The sequence below is a fragment of the Peptostreptococcus sp. D1 genome (genome assembly GCF_900112955.1).
In the GTDB taxonomy this organism is placed as follows: Bacteria; Bacillota; Clostridia; order Peptostreptococcales; family Peptostreptococcaceae; genus Peptostreptococcus.
Map to the genome: position 1 here is coordinate 1 of NZ_FONP01000016.1, position 21,543 is coordinate 21,543.

Here is a 21,543-nt window from a genome sequence, read left to right on the forward strand (position 1 = left end):
TTTTATTTTAAGCTATATATTTTATATAGTAAATGACAAGTCAATAAAATTTCTAATCATATCGCAAATAAATAATATGTGAAACGCTGATAATTTGAATTTCGAAAAAAATCAAAAAAGTATTGATTATTCTTCCAAAATAGGTTGTAATATATATATATGACAGTATATATTGTAATATATATTATGTTCGAAATTATGTTAAATATTATATTTGAAATTATATTAAATATTATGTTCAAAATTATATTAAATATTATGTTCAAAATTATATTAAATATTATGTTCAAAATTATGTTAAATATTATATTTGAAATTATATTAAATATTATGTTCGAAATTATGTTAAATATTACATTTGAAATTATATTAAATATTATGTTCAAAATTATATTAAATATTACATTTGAAAGTATATTAAACATTATATTTGAAAGTATGTTCGAAATTATGTTAAATATTACAAATTATTACAAATTAAAAGTGAGGTAATTATGAAATTTAAAAATTGTTCAAAGCTTTTTATTTTGACAGTAGGTATTTTGCTTTCTATGAGCTCAATTTCCAATGCAAAAATGTATTCAAACCCTAACGAAAATAGGATATATGGAAAAGACCGATACGAAACATCTGTCATTTTATCAAATAAGACATTCACATTTAGTGATAATGTAATTCTACTTAATAATGATAATTTATCCGATACTATTGACGCATTCAACGCATCATTGCAATATAATGCACCAATTTTGCTTACAAATGACAAAATAGACACGCTACAAAAAGATGAAATAAACAGATTATCAGCAAAAACAATATTAACCAATAGTGAATCCATACCAAAGGATAAGAATTTACAGACGGAAAAATTTAAGATAAAAAAGCTACCCAAATATTATGAGTATAATAATAAAAAATCTGCATTACTGGTTTCAAACGATGCTGATGCTATTATTTCAGCTGCATATGCTAGACAAAACGACATGGTAATAATACTATTAAATAATAATAACAAAGCAGAGACAATAAAAAAAATTAAAGAAAAGAATTATGAAAAAATAGCGATAATTGGAGGAAAGGATTCCGTACCTGATGTAGATAGCTATTTTTCCAATGCAAAAAGAATTGCCGGAAAGGATAGATATGAGACCTCAAAGCTATTGTTGAATGAATCAAAAAATAAATCTGTACTTCTAACGAGTGGCGAAAACATATCCGATTCGATATCTTCATCAAGCTACGCAGCAAAGCTGGACTCAAGTATTCTTCTCTGCAATCATGATGCCTCAAATATTAATGCTTCCGACTATGAAGTAAAGGGTATTATTGGTGGATTAGTAAAGGTTGTTCACAATATATATTATCTAATACCTCACCAGGATGACGAAGTACTGTATATTGGAATCGATATTAATAGAGATGTAAGAGAAGGTCACAATGTAAATGCAATTTTATTTACAGATGGATCGAGGACTAGTGCAATAAAAGCAATAAACAAAAAGCTTTCTGAGCAAGGTCTTTCTGAAATAACGAGTGAGGATATAGTCAAGGCTAGAAATAAAGAAATTACACTGGCTCTCAACCATCTAGGAGTAGAAAGTAAAAAAATAGAATTTCTTGGATACATTAATAAAGGCTTACTAAAGACAGACGTCAGTAATGTATTAGAAAAAATAGTCAAAAATCAAAATAACGTTGTTTTCAAGACACTTGCTGTTGAGCTTCTCAACCACAAGGACGGATCCTCAGATCACCTTGCCATTACATATGCTACCGAAGATGCCGAGAAAAAATATAACATCCCTGCTAGCTATTATATAAAATCGGAATGGGATTCTGTTGTAACTAAAAAAAATTATAAAGCTATATATCTTAATGATTCTGAAAAAGAAATCATGATAAAGGCACTCAATGCTTATAATATTTGGAATCCCGCAAATGGATTCTATGCTGTTGGTCAAAATTCTGTTCCAGCTTCATTCCAAAACAAAATTAGTCACCCAGTTTATTATATAGAGGTTGACTAGTTATATAAATGCTAACTATTATGTAGATGTTGACCAGTTATATAGATGATAACTAGTTATATAAATGTTGACTAGTGCCTCAGCACTAGCATTCAAATGTTACGATAAATCAATCTTAAAAACATACTTTATCAAATTAAAAACATACTTTATAACAAAAGAGGGCTACTTATCAAATTTTAATTTTGATATGCACCCTCTTTATTATTTTTATAAAGGCTTTATGCTATTTTTATAAAAGCCTCATTATTTTTATAAAGGCTTTATGCTATTTTTATAAACACATCATTAATAAAACAAAACCAAGCTTCAACAGCTTATCTTGATCTACTGTATTCTGTTCTATATTCGTTAAATGCATCATTAAGAGCCTTATTAAGACTTCTAATCTTATCGTAAGAGCTTTCACTCAAATTGATTTCACTACCCGCTTTATCCTTAAGCTGCTTTGCATTGTCAAACAAGTCTTTGTATACTTTGAGTAATTTTTCCATCTTAGCCTTGTCTTCATTAAATGTTTTACCCTTAGGCTCTGAATCTTCACAAGTTTTTATTGTGCTATCAAGTATTTTCAGCTCATCAAAGCTTCTGATAACATTTCTAAGCTCATCAATCAACCCGTTCAATTCGTTTTCAGGGTAGTTTAGCTGTGTTCTAGTATTGAAGGAATCCATAGTCCTTTTATAATCAGCTATCTTATCCTCTATATTGCTTCTTTTCTTTTTGATGTAATCGGAAAGCTTTACACCAGATGACTCTCTCGGTACATCGACTTCTTTGTATGCCTTACTTCTAAAGGCATATTCAATTGTGCTTTTATTATCCTTAATAAGCTTCTCAGCAGCCTTTATCTTATCATCTAAAGCAAGATAAGCATTAAGCACATACCTAAAGTCCTCAGCTGCATCCTTTAAATTTTGTAAATTTGTAGAAGTAGCAGACTTTCTAGCATCAGCTATTGCATAGTCAAGGCTCGCTTTTTTAGATAGGAACTCCGGACTTTGAGTTCTGATATCCTTTGCTTTATTCAATAATTCATTAGCTTCTCTTATCTGAGAATTAGAGTCAGAGCTTGAGCTACTAGAAGAAACGCTAGAATGCTTTATCTCATAAGTCAATTCTAATTTTCTCTTTCCATTTGAAGCATCAGTCATCAATCTAGTCGCTTCCTTCAATTTAGAATACAATTCTTTCTGACTACTTGTCATCTGACTTTCTGGAAGAAGAATTCCTCTTTCACTTATCTTATCGTAAGCCTTGTCAACCTCAGCCCTCAAAATTGTATTGTACTGATCATCATTAATTTTAGCAATATCTTCAAACCTTTTAGCTAAGTCACTCTTCTTAGATGCTATGGTTTCAACTGTAACACCAACAAGAGCTGCTGCACTCTTGCTTGTATAATCCTTATAAAGCTGGTCTCTTAAAGTCTTGTATTCATTTATCGCAGTAAGATTGCTTGAGCTTTTAGATAGCCAACCAACCATCTCGTCATACTTGCTCATCGCCTTTTCCAAATCACTTAGAGCAAGTCTTCTTTTTTCGACCTCTGAGCTTCTATAATTCTTGTAGTTATTTTCCAATCTGTTCAGCAAATCATTTTGAACTGTAAGACTAACAGAGCTCATTCCTCCAACCATATATGCCTTATCTCTCTTTTGAGCATTTATATAGCTTACAATCGGCGTTGGCACCTGCTTATCAACTAATAAAATAGGTCCATTTTGCTTTTTTGCAACAGAAATCGCAGTAAGTGCATCAGGATAATTTCTACCATCAACAATGACACAGGCACTATCACTACTTGAATTATAAGAGCCATATGTAAACCCTTCAGTAGCAACTCTTGCCGAAGTATCATATCTATCATTTCCGGCAATTCTCTTTCCAGACAAGCCAGGTATATTAATTGTAGCAGCACCACCTATAATATAGTTGCTTGAATTTGATTTATATTTTGTCATGCTACCTGATAAGCTCTTTCCATTTGTAAGAATCAAAGGCATTCCTTTTTTACCCAGCAATGCAGCTGCACTCAATGCATCAGGGAATTTATTAGTATCGCCATTTACAAAGCCGGCACCAGAGAAGCTTTTATTACCAAGCATAACCTCAGCAACCCTTACAGATGTCTCATATCTATCACTACCACTTATTCTCGTGAATTTCGTAGTCGACTTTAGCTTGCCTTTAATGAGCTTTTCGAGATTTGATGACACAGATTTCTCTCCACCCAATATATACACATTAGTAGGATTCAATCTAACAAGCTCATTCAATGTAGCAGTCGATATGCTCTGAGCATTAACCAAAAGTATCGGACTATCAATACTGTAAGCCAATGGACCACCACTTAAAGCATCTGCCGGATTTGATCCATTTACCAAAATCACATTAGACGATCCATTTGGATAATTACCCTTAGAGACATCTACTGCAGTCTGAAATCTATCAGCTCCACTGTATCTCTTCATCAATTCCACTCCGCTTTTCGTAACTGTCGTTTCCGCACTAGCTAAATTACCAGCACCAGCAACCAACATAGTTGAAGCAAGAGCAACGCATATTTTCTTATTCATACGACATCCCTCCACATATTCCATTTATACTTTATCAATTAGGATTTCATCTAGCAAGCTTTTAATTACTAGCTTTAATTACAAGCTTTGGATTACTAGCCTTGATTACAAGCCTTTTACTGTATTATATACTGAATTAGAAACACTACCAATACCACCTACTACGTATACATTTCTAACCTTTGCTGATTTTAGGTAATTTGCAACTGAAGTCGGCAAGCTGTTGTTTTCTGTCAACAATAATGGAGCATAATATTTGCTGTATAGGCTTATAGATGCTAGACCATCCGGATAGTTCCTTCCACTTGCCAACACTGCTCTATCAATGCCTTCAAAGTACTTAGCTGCAATTAGAGTCGATGTTTCATATCTATCGCTACCATTGATTCTAGCACCCTTAAATACAGCTCCCATAGAATTAAATCCACCTATGATAATATTGCCACTTCTATTTAGCTCTGACTTTATCATCTTACCATCAGTAAGAAGTATCGGCATACCCTTCTTGGCAGAAAGAGGTCCGGCAGCTAGTGCATCAGCAAACTGCATACCATTAACAACAATAGCATCCCCTGATGAATTTGCAGCCTTTACAAATTCATCATAAACAGCCCTTGAAGTAGCATATCTATCCGCTCCGGATAATCTAACTGCTTTGCGACCATTTGCTAATTCTTTCTCAGTAGATAACGCAACTGATTTTTCTCCACCTAGCACATATACATTTTCAACACCTAATCTCGATAGCTCTGACTTCACCATTTCAATATTAGACCTGTTATTGTCAACCAATAGCAACGGTGCCTTTAAAGTATTTGCCAATGCTCCACCAGATAATGCATCAGCAAAGCTTTCGCCACTTACAACAATAGCATTCTTAGATGAATTAAAGGCTTTTTTGCTTAATTCGATTGCAGTTTCATATCTAGTATTCTTGGATATTCTTTCTACAGTCGGCTTTAGCTTATTTATCTCAGGCTTTATTTCATCATCGTTTGGTTTGCTTGGATTAGGATTTACATTGCTTATCGACTGCATTTTCACATTTAGTAAAAAGTTATTCATATCTTCTCCCTTTACTACTATGAATCCGTCAGTGTTGTTCCAAGTAAAATCTAGAGATGAGTATTCTGAATACGCTGAAATAGTACTTTCTTTATATTCGCCATTTCTAATATATCCATCCTTGTACTTTTTATAATCATTATTTATTCTTCTATATACATCCAAATTCGCATAATACTTTACATCAAAACGCTTTGACATCGATACACTTTTACCTTTGCCTGCACCCAAATACAATCTTATAGTGCTAGGATTATTACTTGGCTTTAATACAAATGTGTCTTTATCTTTTCCGATTACAGCTGAATAAATTGTTACATCTTCATTTGAATCAATATAAGTAGTTACTTCGTTTTTATATGTATCAAAATTTGAAGCATCCAATGTAGTATTGTCAGGCAATTTCTTTAATTGATTATCTGTATTATTAACAGTGTATGCCATAACCCTTATCTTGTCATTTGTAAGCTTTGTTCCCTTTGCAGTAAGCTTTATATTCACGCTTCCATTAGAAGAATCGACTGGAACATAGAATCTAGAATAGCCACTCTCATTTGCTCTGTATTCAGTAGTTGATGCCTTAACAGCTGTAGGCGAATATGTACCATTTTCCTGCATCAATTCTAGATAGTTGTCTTTGTCAAGCTTTGAAGATCTTCCACTTACAAAATTATTCTCGATATCAATAGCAACAACACCCTTATTCTCACTATTTACCTTTACGCCCTTTACAGTAATAGTAGCACCTCCACCGGACAAAGCTACATCCGAATACGTTCCCATGTTTGTGCTCACATCCAACGCACTTGAAATAAATACCGGAAGTCTATCAGCGGATACACCAATCGCACTTATAGCCAATGTGATGGCACATAGCACTGAAACTATATTTTTCTTACAAATACTTTTAAACTTCATAATTACCTCCTAAAAAATATTGTATAATACACAGAATTAAAAAATATTGTATAGTATACAGAATCAAAAAATATTGTATAGCACACAGAATATCTATACATTTCTATACCCTATATTATAACATAAAAAAAGCAGTGTCAAAAGCAGAATATAGATATTTATACAAACAAAAAACAGAGTGGAAAACCACTCTGTTTTAAAGCTCAATACGAAGCTTCGCTTTAAAGCTTAATATGAAGCTTATTAATATTAAATATTATAGACCTAGCTTTTCAACAACAGTCTTCATAACGTCAGCAGCTACAACTCCACCAACCTGGAATACCTTTGAAGTTCTTCCTGGAGCCTTAGCAAAGTCAGAGAATAATCCATCCTTGTTGAATAGAGAAAGCTGATCAGATGTCAATTTAGCTCCAGTAAGAAGTGTAGGAGCATTATTCTTAGCAGCTAAAACTCCGGCAGTCTGAGAGTCAACCAAGAAATTAGTGTCTCCACTTGTAACAACAAGACCCTTAACTTCAGTCCTTGGATCAACAGGTTCTGCTTTTCTGAAGAATGTCTTTAATACGTTAACATTTGTTGCATATCTATCTGCACCGGAAATTCTCTCAGCAGGAGAAACCTTGCTTAAATCACTTAAAGCCTGAGTAGAAACTGATGCTTCTCCACCAATAACAAATGAGCCTTGTAATTCTAAAGACTGAACAAAATCTCTTGTAGTTCTAGAAATTCCCTTCTGAGGAACAACTACAACCGGACTAACCTTAGCATCTTCAACTCTAGCTGCTACAGAAGATATTGACATTGCATCGGCAGCACCTTCACCACCTACTACATATGCTGTCTTGTTAACAACTCCATCATATTTAAGTCTTCTAGCTACATCCAAAGATGTTTCATATCTGTCAGCACCAGATAGTCTAACTACAACTGCACCAAACTTTTCCTGAAGAGCCTTGTCAACACTTGCTGGAACAGAATTTACACCACCAACAATATAAACAGTCTTTCTATTTAAATCCTTTGTAGCTCTCTTGATTTCTGCAATAGTATCTGCACTCAAGCCATTCTTTGCATCAGCAAGAAGTATTGGCGCATTCTTAACAGATGCTAGAGGTACTGCAGAAAGTCCATCCATCAATGCTGTAGCACCAACTATTACAACAGAATCTGCCTTACCCTTTTCAAAGTTTTCATTAGACACCTCTATTGCTGTTGCAAATCTATCTGCACCAGCCAATTTTACAAAATGACCAACTACAACCTCAGTAGTTCCTCTCAGGTCGTTAAGAACTCTAACAAGGTCTTTTTGAACCTTACCTTCAATGTTAAACTGAATAGTTTTTGTTGAAAGCTCATCATTGGCATCCTTAACCTTAGCCTTAAATTTAAGAACGTATTTATCACCAATCTTTTCTATAACGGCATTCGGAGCATCATAATTTATTGCTTCTGTTAATTCATAATTAACGCCCTCATAGTTAAACTTCTTACTCTTTCCGTCAGCAGGATTCTTTACTGCGTCATTAGCCTTTATCAATTTATTAACTAAATCAGCACCCTTTTCAGTATAGCCTGCTTCATTAGTGTAAACTGTAGGAACCTCAATAACTGTATTTTGAACATTTGTTACAGTATAAAGAACAGTATCACCACTAGCAACGTCACGAGTTACAGTCTTATCATCTTTATTTTTCTGAACATCAAACTTTGTTATCGTATCAAGAACTGACTGCTGATTGTTTGCTTCTGCTGTCAAATCCAAAGACTGTCCATCTGCTGCAAAAGCCTTCTTGAAATCATATGCTTCAGCACCAGCCTTAAGCTCTATAACTGCACCGCTAGTTAAAGTAAGCTTCTTATTTTCATCATCAAACGATTTAACAAATTTTTCTGTCTTCACAGTATTGTATGCATTTTCAAGAGCAACTTCAGTATCAGTATCCGCATCACCATATAATTTGTTATTAGTTTTGAATACTGAAGAGTTGTCTTTAATTCCCTTATCAACTATGAATACCTTCAATTCGTTGCCAGACAAAACCGCTCTTTCAATTATTCCAGTAGCCTTAGAAGCATCTGTAACCACAAAAGTAGTTGCAGCATCAACTCCGTCTAAGTCAAACTTAACTGCTGGAGCAACCTTTCCATAGTCACTATTCGCCCAAGCTAATAAACCCTTATCTTTGTCTTCTATAAGACCACCAGCTGATAGCAATACAGCATATCTTGAATTCATATATGCTTCAACATCATCAGAGTTTGTAACATTCACTCCATCCTGCTTCTTGTCAGCATATTTAGTATCTAATGCTTTCTTTATTTCAGCATTAACCTGTGAAGCTGATGCGTCTTTAATTTTCTTAACTTCCGCATTAGCTACCACTGGAGCTACAGTTGTAACTGCTGTTGCAGCAGCCATTAAAACAGCTAATTGTTTTTTCATTTTTATCATTCCTCCCAAACATATTATTCAATTACATTCCATAATTTCATAAAAGCTACGTTGAAAACGCAACTATATTTCTCACATCTTAATATTATTACAAAATTGTAATAATTTCAAGAGTTTTTTGGAATTTTTTTTATTTTTTTTGATTTTTTTATCAAAATGTGGTTCAAAATTCCAAACAGCTACCACTTAGTATACACTAAATACTCCTATTTATCAATAGAAAGTGTATTTTTATATACATATAATGTATAATTATTTATATTAATATATATTAGGTCATTTAATGTTGTATTTATTATTTTTTACATACTTCAATACATCTCGTATTGATTTATTTTTTATTCTTTGGCTTTACTTTTTTACCTTTACTATTATTTATTGTTCGTCTTGCTTTTCATAGAATTTCTTAATAATCTCCTTGCAAGCTTCTTTTTTTACTATTTTATACCTCAAAGGACTATGCACAGGCTTTGTCAAATCGTATACGATATAGCTTTTACTATCGTCCGGATTTGGTATGTATATCTTGTTGTCTAATCTTTCAAGCATCAATTCTTTATCCTTGTTTGCCCTATCGACAAATTCATGATACAGTCGTGTCCAAACAAGATCGCATTTTTCAAAGAAATCCTTTTGATAGTTGAACACCATACTTTCATGAATGCCCAATGCTCTAGCTACATCCTTTACAGTGTATTTGTACAGCTCTCTCAATATCTTTACTGTGAACATCAATTGATATTTTCTTATGTTGTTAACGCTTTCCATATAGATTCTATCTCCTCCAAACTCCTCATAGAAATTTTTCTTTGCCTTGATGTAGTCCTCTATTGAACATCCTGAAGCACGATTAGATGTCATATCTATGATTCCAATGGTATTGAGTATATCCTTTGCCTTGTTCAATATTTTTCTGTTGTTGGTAACATTTCCAGTCAACAATAGGTCGGCATTCACCTCTTCAAATACTTTAGTGTTCGGATCCTTGTTTGATACGTGCATCCACGATGATGTAAGCTTATTCTTTTTGTTCCTTTTATCGGTATTTGAATTCTTTTTCTCCATTTTCCTATTATTTCCATCACTATTTTCATCTGCAAATAGTGTTACTAGCTGCTGCTTGATAATAAAAGCGATATTTATGAATCCTTTCATATAGAATTCCTCCTTATAATTTCATTTGACCATAATATATATTTATCAGCTATAATTAGAGTATCAGATTTTTATCTTATTTTCAAAAGTTTTTTTTTATTTTTTGCGATATTTTTTTGTTTTATTAAGCATAATTTGTTTTTTCGTTACTTTACCGTACTAATTCGGCGTTTTTTTATTATCTCCGTACTTTTTAGGGCTTTGGCTTTATAGTCAAAAGGGTATTGAAAAAGCTTCAATACCCCATCTGACAAATTTTATCCTTGAGAATCAATTTTTTCATCCCTTTATATTTTTATCTATGTCAAATTTGGTGGATGATTTATTATCGCTTGGCTACTCCAGTATCAAATCTATCTTTTCAGTTGTTGTGCTTGTAAGCCTTGCATCAATAGCTTCTACTATTGCCACACCACCAGGAATTATCAATGAATTATCCACTATATAATCCATGACATTCTTGATTTCCTCTTCTGTTACATTTGCTCTAGGAGCCTTAATAGAAATTGAAAAGGCTTTGTTATCTTCCTTTTTGAATCTCATCAGTAATATTTTGTTGTTCATATTTTATCCTCCCTCATTATGCCTGTACTACTTTTTCCACCTGTGATTTATATATATCTGATAGCTCCAGCTCCTGAAGACCTGCTAGCCTAGCTCCCAATTCTAGCAGCTGCTCCTCTGTTATAGCTGGATTGATATCCTTAAACGAAAGCGTTTTGTACTTAGGCTTTCCATTTGCATTTAAACCGTTGATTAGCTTAACCCTTAATGTGATTTTTCTGTCTCTTAATTGTGCCATATTTTTTCCTCCTTAGCTTTAGTTGAATCTAGATTCCTTTTTCGTAGGCTGCCATTACCTACAAGCTTATTGTAATATTTTCGATTATAAATTGTTACCAAAGCTATGGCAAATACTAGGATATTTTTATTTTTTTTGTCCAAAATTTGATTACAAAATTTGTTATTTCTTATATTACGAGCATAGAAAAAGGCTCGATAATTACACTTATCAAGCCCTTTTATTACCATTTTTATATTCTTTTATTTTGTAAAAGCTATATATTGAGCATTGTCCCCCGAATATCACGAGCGTTTGTATTTTATCTGTTTATTTTATGTCTAAAACCTGTTAGCTTTTATCGATTGACAATATTATATATTTGTATCTCTTCCATTTTTTCTGCAAAATACTCTACCTCGTCTTTATCGTGAGTTATTATTATAGCTGTCTTTTCTTTTATATTTTGAATGACAAAATCCATCACCTTTTCCTTGGTCTCGTCATCAAGCCCTCTAAACGGCTCGTCCATTACTATCAAATCAAAGTCAATCAAAAAAGCTCTCAATATGGATATCCTTCTTTTCATACCTCCACTCAGCTCGCTAATTTTGGTTTCCAAGCATTGAAATAAACCAATTTTTTCCATTTTTTCTACAATTTGCTTTCTATTTATATGTGAGTCGGCTGTCATTTTTAAATTAGAATCAACTGTCATGTTTTCCATGAGCCTATCCTCTTGAAAAACTACACTAATTTTTTTTCCGTCCAAGCCCGATATTTTACCTGTATCGATTGTTTCGAGTCCTAGAACTATTTTTGAGAAGGTTGTTTTTCCTGATCCTGACTTGCCAAGCACAAATGTCGTCTGACCTTCTATGATATCAATATTGAAGCTTTTCAGTACGATTTTGTTACCATATGATTTTGAAATATCCTTAAATATTATCATAGCCACTCCTCTATATCCTTCTATTTCAATACATCTACTATTTTAATATACCTACTATTTCAATACATCTACTATTTCAATCTATTTTCAACTACTTCTAATAGATACATAAATAACCGTCTAAACAATATACTAATTACAACTATTGTCATAGTCCAAGCGAATAAATCAGCCGAGCTGAGGTAAATTTTGGCATTGTATAGATTTTCTCCAATAGTCCCCTTTGGTATTCCTATTACTTCTGCTGCAACGCCTGATTTCCAGCAAAGACCAAGTGAAATATTGCAGCCTGCCTTTAGATATTTCATAGCCTCTGAAGCATACAAATATCTAACCTGTCTAAGCTTGTCTACCTTGAATACATTTACCATTTCAAGCATTTCCTTTGGTATACCTTTGATTCCGGTGTGGCAATTATCGTATATTACCGGAAGCACCATCAAAAACGATATAAGCGTGGATAGGTATTTTGTCGATACCCAAATCAGACACAATATAATGAAAGAAACTACTGGAACTGACTTTATCATATCCATCATCGGTTTGATGATAGCTTCTATGACTTTATAGCTTGTAGAAAGCATCGCAAGCACAACTCCGGTAATCAACGATAGCAAAAATCCAAGTATTATTCTAAAGGATGAATTTGTTATCGCAATCCAGAACTGCTGTTCAAATATCAGCTCTGATAATCTTTTTATAGCCGAAAAAGGAGATACTAATAGTATCTCCTGATTGATTTCAACACTTAAAGCTTGCCAAACTATTATCCAAAAAATGAATCCTATGTATTTTGTTTTACTTAGCTTCTCCAATATAATAGAAATCTTCATTTGGCAATTTTCCTCCTACTGATTGTGGATTCGCTTTGCTCAATACCTCTAGGTATCCAGAAAGCTTGTCCTTCATTTCAGAGCCTGCTATAAATGTAATATTGCAAAACGGAATTGCCTTTTTTGCAACAGGCTCTGGTACTATATCTTTTGCAGCTATCAGCTTTGCTGCCTCATCTACATTGTTATTTGTAAAATCTACAGATTTTTTGTATTTGCTCATAAAATCTGCCACTTTTTGTGGATATTTCTCTACAAAATCCTTATTCGCCACTACAACACCCATTATCAATGCACTCTTGCTTCCATTCCTCTGAGCTGCCTTATCCCATTCTTCTGAAAGATTTAGAACTGATTTCAGGCTTGGACTCTTTGTAGTCGCAACAGTAACAAATGGCTGTGGTAATATGGCTACTGCACCTTTATTTTTCATCAGCGCTTGCAATACCTCTGTATGCTCAGTCTTGTAATCAACTGTAGCATCCTTCTGTGTATCTATTCCATTTGCTTGAAGTATGTAGCTAAGTGAGTATTCTGGTGATGCACCCTTTCCACTTGAATATATAGCTTTTCCCTTTAGATCCTCAAGTGATTTTACTGTATCGCCATTTTCTACTACATACAAAACTCCAAGAGTATTAATTGCCAGTGTTACCACCTTACCCTTTGTCTTATTGTACAAAACAGATGACAAATTTGATGGAACTGCCGCTATATCAAACTCACCCTTTACGATTTTCGGGACAATTTCATCAACAGAATTTTGGATTGAGAAGCTGTAGCCCTTTTCATCTCCATCATTCTCTGACATCATTTTTACCATACCCATTGCTGTGGGACCTTTTAATGCACCAACCTTCGCTACTACTGCTGGCTCCTTGTTATCTGCTGAATCATTTACACTCTTGCAACCAGTGACTACACCTATAGTCAACATCAAGGATAACAATACTGATAATAACTTCTTCATTAGAAAACCTCCATTTATTATTTTTTTATATTCTCATTATATCATAATATTCAATATTATTAAGCATTATTTTTATATATTCTGTAATCTAATTTTCAACAAGCTCCCCATATCTCAATCGCCTTCTCATTTCTTGAATAGCTTTATCCATCTCCTCCAGCTCGACTAATCGATGCTTCTCTTTTTCAGTCGTTTCTATTATTTCAGCAATACCACCATTATTTATGACAATTCTCCTATCAGCCAAAAGTGCCAGCATTGGATCATGAGTAGCCATCAAAACAATCTTGTCAGATGATATCAACAGCTCTAATGCTTTTTTCCTATCTATTCCTGCATTTTCAATCTCATCTATCAGGACGATTGGCGAAGATGAAAGTATTGCGGTGTCAGCTATCATCAATGCTCTAGATTGCCCCCCACTCAAGGCTGTAATTTGAGTGTCCATTCTAAATTTTTCTCCAGACAGCTTGTTTGCTTCAGCTACGATTTTATCTACAGCTTCCTCTATGCTTTCAACCATTCTACTTTTTGCATGAAGCTCCAGAAATTCACTAACGGACAAATCCATTACAAAATTCATATTTTGGGATAGCTGTGCAACCAATTTATTGTTCGATGAAAATCTCCATTTTTTATCTGGCAGCTCACCATTGATCAGTATCGTTCTTTTTGTCGGTGTATCAGCCTGAGCAGTCCACTCTATATCGGCTAACAATCTTGATTTTCCAGAGCCTGTAGGTCCGACTATAGCTATCATCTCTGACCTTTTAATATCCAGTCTCTCAAAGCCTTCCTTATCTCCGGATTTGTCTTTGCCAGGTAATATTGATAACACCTCTACACTATTGTCCTCTATTCCAAGAAATTCTTTCATCTGATCGATATACTCTAAAAGGTCAATTTCAATTTTATTTAAATCAAGAGCATACTCTTCAATTTGTTCTGGTGTGAAGTGCTCTAAAAACTCGATAAATGTAGATCCTCCATGCTCCGATATATCCAATTTATTTTCTTCAAAATAGCTGCTAATGAAAGGATACTTTGATACCAGCTCATCAAGCTTCAAATTGTACAGCTCAGTCATATCTTCCTCCTATTATTACTGATCTTATTCCAAATTCTTTTGTTTTTATTCTTGTTCTAACTCTTTTTATCTATGCTCTTGTTCCAGCTCTTTTTATTTATGATATTGTTCCAAATCTTTTTATTTATGCTCTTTTTATTTATGCTCTTGTTCCAAATTTATTTTTCTAACATTTCCCATTTGGTATTGTTCTCCTATTCTAGTTTCTCCTAGACAGTATGAGCATAGTGCAGATGGCATTGGAAATCTCAATTTCATACCCTTGACAGTATCTATTTGTTTCTTTTCTTCCATTAAAAGCGTACCTAATTCATATGCACCCTGACCTGTAAGACCATTGACATGCATGGTAATCGCAGTTGGATTTACAGAGCTGATTTTTGAAGCAAATACCTCTCTTTCCGCTTGAGATACGATGTCTCCCTTTGTAATAATAACAATGTCGGCAGATTTTAGCATTGGACCTATTTTCTTTGGTGTGTTTATTCCTGATAAATTATCTATTACACAAACCCCCTTTATTTCTTTAATATAAGGGGAGCATCTATTGCAAAGACCTGCAGATTCAGTTATTAGTAAATCCAAATCCATAGATTTTCCCCACTGTACAACCTCCTCTATATTGGATACAAAGAAATGATCCGGACAAAGCGATCCGGAAAGTCCTTTTCTAACCGGTACATCTGCTTTTTCATAATAAATATCATCGTCTGTATGCAGACAATCAAACTTCACGACACCGACCTTTATGCCTACATTCTTTAGAGACTCTATAGCCTTCAATATTATACTTGTCTTGCCCGAAGATGGGGGACCTGAAAAAACAACTAAATTCATATTTTACCCTTCCTTCAAAATTATATTAATAAAACACTATAAATCTTGTCTTAATAAAACACTATAGAGCTCAGCTTAATAAAACACTATAGAGCTTAGCTTAATAAAACTCTATAAATCTTATCCTTCAAAGCACATAAGCCTTTTATTTCAAAAATCTAAATATTTATACTTTCATTAAATACTTTTTCTATTTCTTCTATTAACGCTCCAATATCATTGCTTTTAATAAAATCCCAACCTACCCACTTAAAGCTTTGCTCCTTTGAAAGTCCATTATCAATCATACTATTTGTAGATGGAAATTTTCCATTTGCAGAAAAGACTCTTCCCACTTCCTCAGAATTAAAAAAATCAATTATCGGCTTGGACAGCTCTCTGCTGCTCTTTTTTGCAACCATAAATATCGGACTAATTATTGCTCCATCCTCCGGCCATACAGCAATTTGTTCATCTCCCTGAATCATCTGTGTAAAGAAATACGGGATAATGCTAACAGCAGGATTATCAGAATTATTTTTTCCTTTTGCCTTAACCATTTGAGCAGGATGCAGGTTTTTCATATACGATCTAGCTAATCGCCTGATTCCGTCCATTCCATAATCTTTATAAAGATTGACCACCAAAGCATTGAATAAATCTAAATCCCCCATTGGAACTGCAACCGAATCCTCAAACTCCTCACTTAATATATCATCCCAAGCTCTTGGAATTTTTCTGCCTTTCAGTTCATTTTTGTTTACCAAAAATACTGCTGGTACAGCTCCTGTTATCAAGTATTTTTTATCAGGGTCTCTTAAATCTATTTTATCATTACAAAAATCTGAATTCATCTCATAATTTCCTACTTCAAATACATCATTATCTAAAAACCTACCCATCAGCTTTTTATCGAAAAATAAATCGAACCCCGCTGACATCAAAACATCTGGTAATTTATTTTCATCTCCTGCTTTAACCTTTTCAATTATACTATCAAGCCCTAGGTTTGCCGATTTTAAATCGTATCCGATTGTATAATTATAATTCGCTTTATTTTCATCCAACCATTCTTCAAATTTTTCCAGCAATGGAATTCTAATTGGGCAAGGTAACACACCTTCTACATTTACATCAAAATTACCTACATTCTTTTTGAAAAGATTAATATCAACTCTACTATTTCTACTATCTAAAAAAGAAGCAAGCTTTTCCTCAAATAACTCCACATTCATTTTTTTCATTTTTAGAGCCATCGAAAGACTTACATTTTTTGACATTTTTTCAAAAATATCACTATTTGAAAATTGTTCAAATCCATTAGAAATAAGAAAATCCTTCACTCCTGGATTTTTTTGCACAATATCAAAAATTTTATCATCTACTGAAAAGTATTTATTCATCTTATCCTCCTATTATTAATATGTTTATACAGTATCAATTCGCAATTATATAATGTAATTTCAGCTTTTATTATATCTCTTTAATTTTATATTATAGCATTTATATTATAGTATTTAACTGTTTTATTTAGTTATACATTATTATGCTGGCAAAGTATGTTGTTGTAACAACCTTTCATAAAAATAAAGAGATTATTAAGCAAAATTGATAATTATACTAGAATTTGAATAAATAAAATTTGAACCAAGGAAAGCACCATTTGACACTCCTTGGTTCAACAAATTTGCATATATTTACAGCCGTTCAATTCTATTTTGAAGCTTTTTTGAATTTTGCATTCACCTTTTCTAAGAATTTTTCATTATCTATAATAAATCTTTCGTGCTTGCCAACACCTATTTCTTCTATCTCATCAAAGCATCTAACTGAAAAAACAAGTCTTGATCTGTCAATTTCGATCAGCTCACATTCACAAGTAACCTTCATACCCAAAGGTGTTGCTGCTTTGTGATTAGTCGATATCGAAATACCAACAGTTCCATTTGAGTCATCTAAAAACTGCTGTGCACACTCTTTACAAGTACACTCCATAAGTGCAATCATATATGGAGTTCCATAAACATCAAGTCCACCACTTCCGACAGCCGATGCTGTTAAGCTTTCATCTACAACTATTTCTTTTGAATATTTAATACCTACTTCTAGCATATTTCCTCCTTTTGCAATCATTATGTCAAAATTGACAACTTTAAACTTTTTTACATATTATTTTAATAAAATCGCCCTCTTCTAAATGAAATTATAAACCTATAGATAAAAAATTTCAAGAGAAAAATTTACTCCCTCTAGCTTCAATTACAAATTTTTAGTCGAAATATTATTGATATTACCTGTGTATTATCAATATATTTTTATATCAAATCAAATAAAAAACAGTACCAAAGTATTAACTCTAGTACTGCTATTTTTAATATTAATATTGCTTACTTCGCATAATCAGTGGCTCTTGTTTCCCTAATTATACTAACCTTAATCTGACCAGGATATTCTAGCTCGTCTTCTATTCTCTTAGTCATGTCTCTAGCTAATAAGTGCATTTCTTCATCATTTATTTCTTCAGGCTTGACCATTATTCTTACTTCTCTACCCGCCTGAATCGCAAATGATTTGTCAACTCCATCATATGAATTTGTTATTTCTTCAAGCTTTTCCAGTCTCTTGATATATGCCTCTAACGTCTCTCTTCTAGCTCCAGGTCTTGCAGCAGAAACAGCATCTGCAGCCGTAACCAAAACAGCCTCTATAGACTGTGGCTCATAATCCCCATGATGTGTACTCATCGCATGAATTACATCCTTTGATTCCTTGTATTTCTTTAATAAATCCATACCAATTTCAATGTGAGTTCCTTCTATTTCGTGGTCTACGGCTTTACCTATATCATGTACCAAGCCAGCTCTTTTCGCCAGCTTGACATCAGCACCAATCTCTTCTGCCATAATACCCGCAAGAATTGATACTTCAATAGAGTGCTTTAATACATTTTGTCCATAGCTTGTTCTGTATTTAAGTCTTCCAAGTAATTTTACAAGCTCTGGATGAAGTCCATGAACACCAGTATCAAACATAGCCTGTTCACCAGCATCCTTTATTATGACTTGAACTTCCTTTTTAGCCTTTTCTACCATTTCTTCAATTCTGGCTGGATGTATTCTTCCATCGCCAATTAGGTTTTCCAGTGCGATTCTGGCAACCTCTCTTCTTATTGGATCAAAGCCAGAAAGTATTACTGCCTCAGGGGTATCATCGATTATCAAATCAATACCCGTTAGAGTTTCAAGGGCACGAATATTTCTACCCTCTCTACCGATGATTCTTCCCTTCATCTCATCATTTGGTAAGCTTACCACAGAAACAGTGGTCTCAGCAACATGGTCCGCTGAACATTTTTGAATGGCATATCCAATAATTTCTCTCGCTCTCTTATCGGCTTCTTCTCTAGCCTGCTGCTCCTTTTCCTTAATCATCAAAGACATCTCTCTTCTTACATCTCTTTCAGCATTTGAAAGGATAATTTCCTTTGCTTCATCAGTTGTAAAACCAGAAATACTCTCCAATTTTTGAAGCTGTTGATTTTTGATTTCCTCAATTTCAGATTCCTTTTTTGAAACTGCATCAGTCTTTCTTTGAAGGTTATTTTCCTTCTGCTCCAAAGACTGAAGCTTTCTGTCAAGAGCTTCCTCCTTTTGAAGGACTCTCTTTTCATATTTCTGTACTTCATTTCTTCTTTCTTTGTTTTCTTTTTCACCTTCAGTACGTAATCTATGAATTTCTTCTTTTGCCTCAAGAAGCTTTTCTTTTTTAATAGTCTCTGAATCTCTATTGGCTTTGTCAACTATATCTCTAGCAATCGTTTCAGCTTGACCAACCTTTGCTTCGGAAATATTTTTTCTGACAAAATAACCAATCAATAGTCCTATTAACACAGCAACAACGCCTGTGATCATAATTTCCGTTGGAATTTCCTCCACCTCCTTAAAATTATTTTGTTTTCAAAGTTCTAATGTCTTATTATAAATGTTATTAATTTAATATGTTTTATTCTATAAAAAATAATAAATCAAGCTTAGGAATTTTATCCCTCTTATTATTTTATAATTTTTTACAAGCAATGTCAATTCTTTATGCAAATTCATATAAGTTCAAAAACAATTTTATTTGTCATATAAAAAAGCAGTACCGAAAATACCAATGCTGTTTGTGCTAGTATTCTCAGTACCACCCCAATTAATTTCAACTATATATATTGCTAAAACCTAGTCAATTGCTAAAACTTAATCTGTTCCTCAATCTTTTCTGAATTATCAGTAGCTGCTCCATCAATATCAGTTTTTAGACCATAGTATTCTCTTACCTTCATCTCAACATCAAACGCAACCTCTTCATTGTCTTCGATGAATTTCTTTGCATTTTCTCTACCTTGTCCCATCTTTTCATCATTATAGCTATACCAAGACCCTGATTTTTTAATAACGTCAACACCTACTGCATTGTCTAGCAGATCTCCTGATCTCGAAACACCTGTCCCATACATAATGTCGACCTCTACCTGCTTAAATGGTGGTGCAACCTTATTTTTAACAACTTTAATCTTTGTCTTATTTCCAAGTATTTTTTCGCCTTGCTTTAGCTGTTCTCCTCTTCTTACATCTATTCTAATAGTAGAGAAGAATTTCAAGGCTCTACCACCAGTTGTTGTTTCAGGACTTCCAAACATAACACCAACCTTTTCTCTCAACTGATTTATAAAGATTACAACACAATTTGATTTCTTTATAAAGCCAGTCAGCTTTCTCAGAGCCTGGGACATAAGTCTTGCCTGCAGACCAACGTGGCTATCTCCCATTTCCCCATCTATTTCGGCTTTAGGAACTAATGCAGCAACAGAGTCGACAACTAAAATATCAACTGCACCAGATCTAATCAATGCTTCAGCAATATCCAAGGCCTGTTCACCTGTGTCTGGCTGAGATATTATCAAATTATCGATATCAACTCCCAAGGCTCTGGCATAAACAGGATCAAGAGCATGCTCTGCATCTATAAATGCGGCAATTCCATCGCCCTTTTGAGCCTCTGCAATACAGTGAAGTGCAACTGTAGTCTTACCAGAGGATTCTGGTCCATATATCTCTATTATTCTCCCTCTTGGAAGACCGCCTACTCCTAGGGCTATATCAAGACCGATTACTCCAGTCGATATTGAATCAACCTCTAAGGCAGCAGCCTCTCCCAGCTTCATTATAGACCCTTTTCCATGTTCCTTTTCGATTTTCGATAATGCCTCGTTTAGGGCATCCATTTTATTTTTATCTACCGCCATCTTCTTCTCCTTTAAAATAATCATTCTATATCTTCACTATATATTATTATAGCCTAAATTATTATTTTTTAAACTACCTATCTCCAAATATTTCCTTATTTTGTGAGAAGTATTCATAGCCTGAATATATAGTCAGCAAACAAGCTACATATATCATAAAAGTGCCGATATTCAATACCAAGCTAGAATCAATTTGAGCTCCAAATAATAACAAGACAATTGCTAGCATCTGAGTAACAGTTTTCAGCTTTCCACTGATCCCAGCAGCAACTACTTTTCCATCGCCAGCTACAATGGCTCTCATTATGCTCACTGCCAATTCTCTTGACACGATAATAAGCACAATCCACCCAGGTATTAAAGACTTTTCTATCAAGCAAATCAAGGCTGCAATCACCAAAAGCTTATCGGCTAATGGATCCATAAGCTTCCCAAAATCAGTTATTAAATTGTACCTTCTAGCAAGCTTACCATCCAACGCATCCGTCAGAGCCGCAATAATAAATATTAACAGAGATATTCCAAATTTGTTATCCAATGGCAGGTACATAAAAATAACAAAAATTGGAACTAAACAAATTCTAAACATAGTCAGCTTATTTGGTAAATTCATATTGT

Annotated in this window: 17 protein-coding genes; 1 reads left to right on the forward strand and 16 read right to left on the reverse strand. The window is 33.7% G+C overall.

Translation table 11 applies throughout. The annotated features are described in order from the left end of the window. The first annotated feature begins 494 nt into the window (after positions 1 to 494). Positions 495 to 2,027 carry a cell wall-binding repeat-containing protein gene (locus BM120_RS09265; RefSeq protein WP_091995393.1) on the forward strand — a complete coding sequence of 511 codons (1,533 nt, stop codon included), beginning with the start codon at positions 495 to 497 and terminating at the stop codon, positions 2,025 to 2,027. Between the two features lie 317 nt (positions 2,028 to 2,344). Here BM120_RS09265 and BM120_RS09270 read toward each other — a convergent pair whose 3' ends face one another. From BM120_RS09270 to pgsA, 16 genes are all read right to left on the reverse strand, one after another. Then, complete coding sequence (locus tag BM120_RS09270; protein ID WP_177187412.1) at positions 2,345 to 4,606, reverse strand: cell wall-binding repeat-containing protein; 2,262 nt, start codon at positions 4,604 to 4,606, stop codon at positions 2,345 to 2,347. A gap of 105 nt (positions 4,607 to 4,711) precedes the next feature. Then, a complete protein-coding gene (locus BM120_RS09275) occupies positions 4,712 to 6,589 on the reverse strand; it encodes a cell wall-binding repeat-containing protein (protein ID WP_091995397.1) in 1,878 nt (625 codons plus the stop codon). 256 nt (positions 6,590 to 6,845) lie between these two features. Beyond that, positions 6,846 to 9,035 carry a cell wall-binding repeat-containing protein gene (locus BM120_RS09280; RefSeq protein ID WP_177187413.1) on the reverse strand — a complete coding sequence of 730 codons (2,190 nt, stop codon included), beginning with the start codon at positions 9,033 to 9,035 and terminating at the stop codon, positions 6,846 to 6,848. A 384-nt stretch (positions 9,036 to 9,419) separates the two neighbouring features. Continuing rightward, a complete protein-coding gene (locus BM120_RS09285) occupies positions 9,420 to 10,199 on the reverse strand; it encodes a helix-turn-helix domain-containing protein (RefSeq protein ID WP_091995400.1) in 780 nt (259 codons plus the stop codon). A gap of 336 nt (positions 10,200 to 10,535) precedes the next feature. Further along, complete coding sequence (locus BM120_RS09290) at positions 10,536 to 10,763, reverse strand: DUF2922 domain-containing protein (RefSeq protein ID WP_091995402.1); 228 nt, start codon at positions 10,761 to 10,763, stop codon at positions 10,536 to 10,538. 16 nt (positions 10,764 to 10,779) lie between these two features. Further along, the gene (locus BM120_RS09295; RefSeq protein ID WP_091995404.1) at positions 10,780 to 11,001 is read right to left on the reverse strand and encodes a DUF1659 domain-containing protein; all 222 of its coding nucleotides are present in this window, start codon (positions 10,999 to 11,001) and stop codon (positions 10,780 to 10,782) included. A 337-nt stretch (positions 11,002 to 11,338) separates the two neighbouring features. After that, positions 11,339 to 11,932, reverse strand: coding sequence for an ATP-binding cassette domain-containing protein (locus tag BM120_RS09305; protein WP_091995408.1), 594 nt, complete (start codon positions 11,930 to 11,932; stop codon positions 11,339 to 11,341). A gap of 71 nt (positions 11,933 to 12,003) precedes the next feature. Continuing rightward, positions 12,004 to 12,765: an ABC transporter permease gene (locus BM120_RS09310; protein ID WP_091995410.1), complete on the reverse strand. Its 762-nt coding sequence runs from the start codon at positions 12,763 to 12,765 to the stop codon at positions 12,004 to 12,006. After that, positions 12,731 to 13,735, reverse strand: coding sequence for an ABC transporter substrate-binding protein (locus BM120_RS09315; RefSeq protein WP_091995412.1), 1,005 nt, complete (start codon positions 13,733 to 13,735; stop codon positions 12,731 to 12,733). The genes BM120_RS09310 and BM120_RS09315 overlap by 35 nt, the downstream gene beginning before the upstream one ends. An 88-nt stretch (positions 13,736 to 13,823) precedes the next feature. Next, positions 13,824 to 14,822 carry an ATP-binding cassette domain-containing protein gene (locus BM120_RS09320; protein ID WP_091995414.1) on the reverse strand — a complete coding sequence of 333 codons (999 nt, stop codon included), beginning with the start codon at positions 14,820 to 14,822 and terminating at the stop codon, positions 13,824 to 13,826. Between the two features lie 135 nt (positions 14,823 to 14,957). After that, positions 14,958 to 15,659: a GTP-binding protein gene (locus BM120_RS09325; protein ID WP_091995416.1), complete on the reverse strand. Its 702-nt coding sequence runs from the start codon at positions 15,657 to 15,659 to the stop codon at positions 14,958 to 14,960. A gap of 158 nt (positions 15,660 to 15,817) precedes the next feature. After that, positions 15,818 to 17,041, reverse strand: a complete 1,224-nt coding sequence (locus BM120_RS09330) for an ABC transporter substrate-binding protein (protein ID WP_091995418.1) — start codon at positions 17,039 to 17,041, stop codon at positions 15,818 to 15,820. A gap of 310 nt (positions 17,042 to 17,351) precedes the next feature. Continuing rightward, positions 17,352 to 17,750 carry a thioesterase family protein gene (locus tag BM120_RS09335; protein WP_091995420.1) on the reverse strand — a complete coding sequence of 133 codons (399 nt, stop codon included), beginning with the start codon at positions 17,748 to 17,750 and terminating at the stop codon, positions 17,352 to 17,354. Between the two features lie 275 nt (positions 17,751 to 18,025). Further along, the gene (gene rny, locus BM120_RS09340) at positions 18,026 to 19,549 is read right to left on the reverse strand and encodes a ribonuclease Y (RefSeq protein ID WP_330389457.1); all 1,524 of its coding nucleotides are present in this window, start codon (positions 19,547 to 19,549) and stop codon (positions 18,026 to 18,028) included. Between the two features lie 320 nt (positions 19,550 to 19,869). After that, entirely contained in the window at positions 19,870 to 20,925 is a 1,056-nt protein-coding gene (gene recA, locus BM120_RS09345; RefSeq protein WP_091995423.1) for a recombinase RecA, read from the reverse strand. A gap of 73 nt (positions 20,926 to 20,998) precedes the next feature. After that, positions 20,999 to 21,538, reverse strand: a complete 540-nt coding sequence (gene pgsA, locus BM120_RS09350; protein WP_091995425.1) for a CDP-diacylglycerol--glycerol-3-phosphate 3-phosphatidyltransferase — start codon at positions 21,536 to 21,538, stop codon at positions 20,999 to 21,001. Positions 21,539 to 21,543 lie beyond the last annotated feature (5 nt).